Below are 4,015 nucleotides of genomic sequence, written 5' to 3' on the forward strand. Positions count from 1 at the left end.
CAGGTGCGGTCGGGCCTGTGGCTCGAACACGGTCGGGCGCGTCTTGCTCGTCACGTGGGCTCCTCGACGTTCACGGGTGGCTGCGGCCAATGCTAGGAGTCGGTCACCAGGTACTCCGGGCGGATGCCGCGATCGTCGGCAGCATCCCGACGCCATCAGCCTGATGAGGGGCTCGCCCGGTGGTCCCGAAGCTCGCGGAACTTCGATGACAGCCCGGTGGTCATAATGCGGCGGTGACGGTCTCATCATGACGGATGAAACCGACATCGTGGCCGGCGACATGCCGTCCGAGCCTGATGGTGCAACGGTGGCCGGCCGCCGACTCTGCGGGCGCAGAGCTTCGCGACATCCACGTGCAGCAGGTCGGTACCCGTCGGGGGCGGCCGGGGCCTCGGCCCGGGGCCGGGCGGCCGGAGCGCCTTTCCGGCTCTGTACGCTAACCTGGTCAACTAGTTAACCTTCTCTGACCGTGATAGCTGAGCCGATCTCACGGAATGAATCGAGATGACGTTGCGCGCAATGACTGGCCTGCTGGGCAAAGTCGCACTGGTGTCGGGGGCGGGGCGCGGTCAGGGGCGATCGCATGCCCTGCGCCTCGCTCAGGAGGGCGCCGACGTCATTCTGATCGACATCTGCGCCGACATCTCGACCATCGGCTACCCCATGGCGACAGAGGACGAGCTGCGGGAGACCGCGCGGATGGTGCGGAGGCTAGATCGGCGCGCGGTGATCGGGGTGGCCGATGTCCGCAAGCCCGAAGAGGTCGCTGCGGCGGTCGATCGAGGGCTGGCGGAGCTGGGACACGTGGACATCGTCGTGGCCAACGCCGGCGTCCTGAGTTACGGGTTCGCCTGGGAGTTGTCCGAGCAGGCCTGGGACGACACCGTGAACACCAACCTCAAGGGGGTGTGGTCCCTGGCCAAGGCCGCGATCCCGGCCATGATCGAGCGCGGGGCCGGGGGCAGCATCGTGATCACCTCCTCGAGCGCAGGCCTGCGGGGTGCACCCCTCATGGCGCACTACGTCGCCGCCAAGCACGGGCTGGTCGGCCTGGCCCGTGCGCTGGCGATCGAGTTGGGGGAGCACGGTATCCGGGTCAACACCGTGCACCCCATGGGCGTCGACAGCTCCATGAGCCGGGATCCGCAGGTGGCCGAGCTGTTCGCCAAGTACCCGCAGCTCTTCGGCCCGCTGGGGGAGAGCCTCTTGCCGAAACAGGGCAGCCTTCAGCCCGAAGAGGTGTCGGAGATCGTGGCCTTCCTCGCCTCGGATGCGGCACGCAACGTCACCGGCATCCAGTTTCCGGTCGACCGCGGGCAGACTGCCCGGACCTGAGCCGGTCCGATGGCGGCCGCTGCGAGAGACGGCGAGGCAACCATGGTCCGCCGCGGACGACAGCACCCCGGTCCGCGGTGAGGCTCGCCGTCGCCGCGGACCGGAGATGCAGTCGTGGAGTGCGACCGTCCGCTGATCTGGATCAGGTCAGTCTGACAGCCAGTTCGGGGCAGGTGGCGGCTGCGTCGCGGGCCGCGGCCTCGAGTCCGGCCGGCAGATCCGCGCTGATCTTGACGTAGGCGTGGCCGTCCTCGTCGCTGAGCGCGAACACTTCCGGCGCCGCCAGGTGGCACAGTGTGTGGCCCTGGCACATCGCCCGGTCGACCTCGGCTTTCATCGGGGAGCCTCCTGAGATGCGTCGGAAGGATTCGTCTCGGAACGCCACGAGTACGGCGGCGGGACGACGGGTTCCGGTGCGGGGGTGAACGTCATGGGAACGCTCAGCCAGCCGTTGCTCACCGAGACCGATGGGTAGCGGACGGCCCGGTCGAGGTCGACCCTGATGTCCAGGCAGTTGGCCAGGATGACGGGCATGACCCCCTGGAAGACGGACCGGGCCATGTTGGAGCCGATGCACCGGTGGGCTCCCACACCGAAGGTGAGATGCCGGTTGGGGAATCGGTCGAGGATCACCTCCTCGGGCGTGTCGAACTCCGCCGGGTCGTGGTTCGCCGCGCCGAAGGAGAGCAGGAGCCGGTCGCCCGCGGTGAGCTCGACCCCGTCCAGGACGGTGTCGGTGTCCACCGTGCGAGCCAGACCGAGTACGGGGGTGGTGAAGCGGAGGAACTCCTCGGTCGCCAGCGGCCACAACTCGGGTTCGTTGCGCAGCCGGTCGGCCTGCTCTGGATGACCGGCGAGCCAGATGAGGGTGTTCGTGATCAACGATGCGGTGGTGTCCAGGCCACCGGCCAGGAAGAGGCGCATCTGCTCGATCACGTCGTCCGGCGTCAGGCGCGTGCCGTCCGGCCCCGAGGCCCGACACAAGAAGGAGATCAGGTCCTCTCCGGACGGGGCCTCGTAGCGCTCGATGATGGCGGCCGAGACGTCGACCAGCACGGCTCCGAACAGCCGTTCGGCGGCGGTGCGCTCCGGGGAGTCGGGCGGGGCCCCGATCAAGTGGTGCAGCGCCTCCGAGAACTGTTGACCCAGCGTTCTGGGCATCCCGATGATGTCCATGACGATGGCCGCCGACACCGGGCTGGCCAGGTCGTTCACGATCTCCGCGCTGCCGGACGGGCGCACGCTCTCCACGGCCTCGGCGGCCAGCTTCGTGATCTCCGGCTCCCACTTCTGCATGGCGCGCGGAGTCAGCCAGGGAAGCAGCAGGCGACGGTAGTGCAGATGTCGCGGTCCGTCGGTGTCGATGAACCCCGATCGGGCCGCGGCCGACGGGAGCCGGGTGCCGCCGTAGCCTTCGCGTCCGGCAACCGGGCACCCCGTCCCGTCGACAGCGACCTCGGACGAGAACGTCCGTCCGTCGCGGGTTGCTTCGCTCACCGCCGCGTAGCCGACGATGGTGTAGAACCCGCCGTAGAGCTCGGACCGGACGACGTTCCCGTGCCGGCGGAGTGCGTCGAAGTAACCGAAAGGGTCCGTAGCCACCGCTCTGGAATGGTGGTCGAACGCTTCCGGGGTCACCTCGGGTCGGCCGGTGACCTCGTGTGTCATGGATTCTCCAAGCGTCGGGTCCTCCGTCGCGTCCGCGGCAGCAGTTCGGCCCGCCGTCGACGACTGAACGGCTCACACTAGGTTCCGGCCGTCGCTGCAGCAAGGATTACCAGGTGCGTAAACTAAAGAACGTCGTGAACGTGAACTGCAGCGACGGCCGCGGTATCGAGGGGAAGGCACCCGATGGTTCCCGGACACGGCAGCCGGTCGCTCACCGATCGGCGCTCGTCGGCGCGCAGTCCTGTCGCCGGTCGGCGTGCCGGGGACCATCGGGATCCGCGGAGCTCGTCCCGGACCTCGACAGTCGAGCGCACAGGGCGACCCAGGACCTGTGAGGGGCCCATGTGATCACGGAAGCGCAGGTGAGCGTCCTCGTCGGTGCCTGACCCGGAGTTCGCGAGGGGGCAGCTGTGGATCGACGGCGCTCGTCGGACCGTGGGTGGCGCACCACCGCTGCCGGCCGGGCGGTCCGTCAGGACCACATCGGGACCGGACCGCGATCATCGCGTCCGGGAGGGTCGGCATTCGACCGGTCCGTCCGGAGGGCATCGAGAGCGTGCGACCGGAGCAGTTCCGCCGGACAAGTTGCATACCTAAGTGCATCCGGTTAGCTTCGTGATGTGAGGGCGTGGTCTCCGAGAGCCGGGCGCCGCCACCTCACGCTCTCATTCGGGCGGGGGCTCGCTCTCGCCAGATGTGGCGACCGAGGACCCCGACTCCGCCGTCGGCGATCCACCTTCGCCCGGCAGGTCCAACGCACCGACATCGTCGCCCGGCACAACCGGGGGGGGGTGACGCCGCCGCCGGCACACGAGACGACACGTATTCGAACGCGACCAGACCGCTGACATCCACCGGCCGAAGACCACGAGAAGGCACGCCCGGTCGGCGACGCAGCGGCGTGGCCGAGTGTCTCGGGCCGCCCGGTGCGGTCGCGCTCGCTGAGTGTGCCGCACGGAGATCACTCGACAGGAGAACCGATGAGACACGGGTACCGGCGGCGGTTGACTGC

3 protein-coding genes are annotated in these 4,015 nt (G+C 68.9%); 1 reads left to right on the forward strand and 2 read right to left on the reverse strand.

Annotation, left to right across the window (positions count from 1 at the left end):
- Positions 1-519 precede the first annotated feature (519 nt).
- A complete protein-coding gene (locus TOK_RS22940; protein WP_098960080.1) occupies positions 520-1,335 on the forward strand; it encodes a mycofactocin-coupled SDR family oxidoreductase in 816 nt (271 codons plus the stop codon).
- A gap of 142 nt (positions 1,336-1,477) precedes the next feature.
- Here TOK_RS22940 and TOK_RS22945 read toward each other — a convergent pair whose 3' ends face one another.
- Positions 1,478-1,672 carry a ferredoxin gene (locus tag TOK_RS22945; RefSeq protein WP_098960078.1) on the reverse strand — a complete coding sequence of 65 codons (195 nt, stop codon included), beginning with the start codon at positions 1,670-1,672 and terminating at the stop codon, positions 1,478-1,480.
- Complete coding sequence (locus TOK_RS22950; protein ID WP_172457726.1) at positions 1,669-2,937, reverse strand: cytochrome P450; 1,269 nt, start codon at positions 2,935-2,937, stop codon at positions 1,669-1,671. The genes TOK_RS22945 and TOK_RS22950 overlap by 4 nt, the downstream gene beginning before the upstream one ends.
- Positions 2,938-4,015: the final 1,078 nt, after the last annotated feature.

It is taken from the genome of Pseudonocardia sp. N23, from assembly GCF_002583555.1.
GTDB lineage: Bacteria > Actinomycetota > Actinomycetes > Mycobacteriales > Pseudonocardiaceae > Pseudonocardia.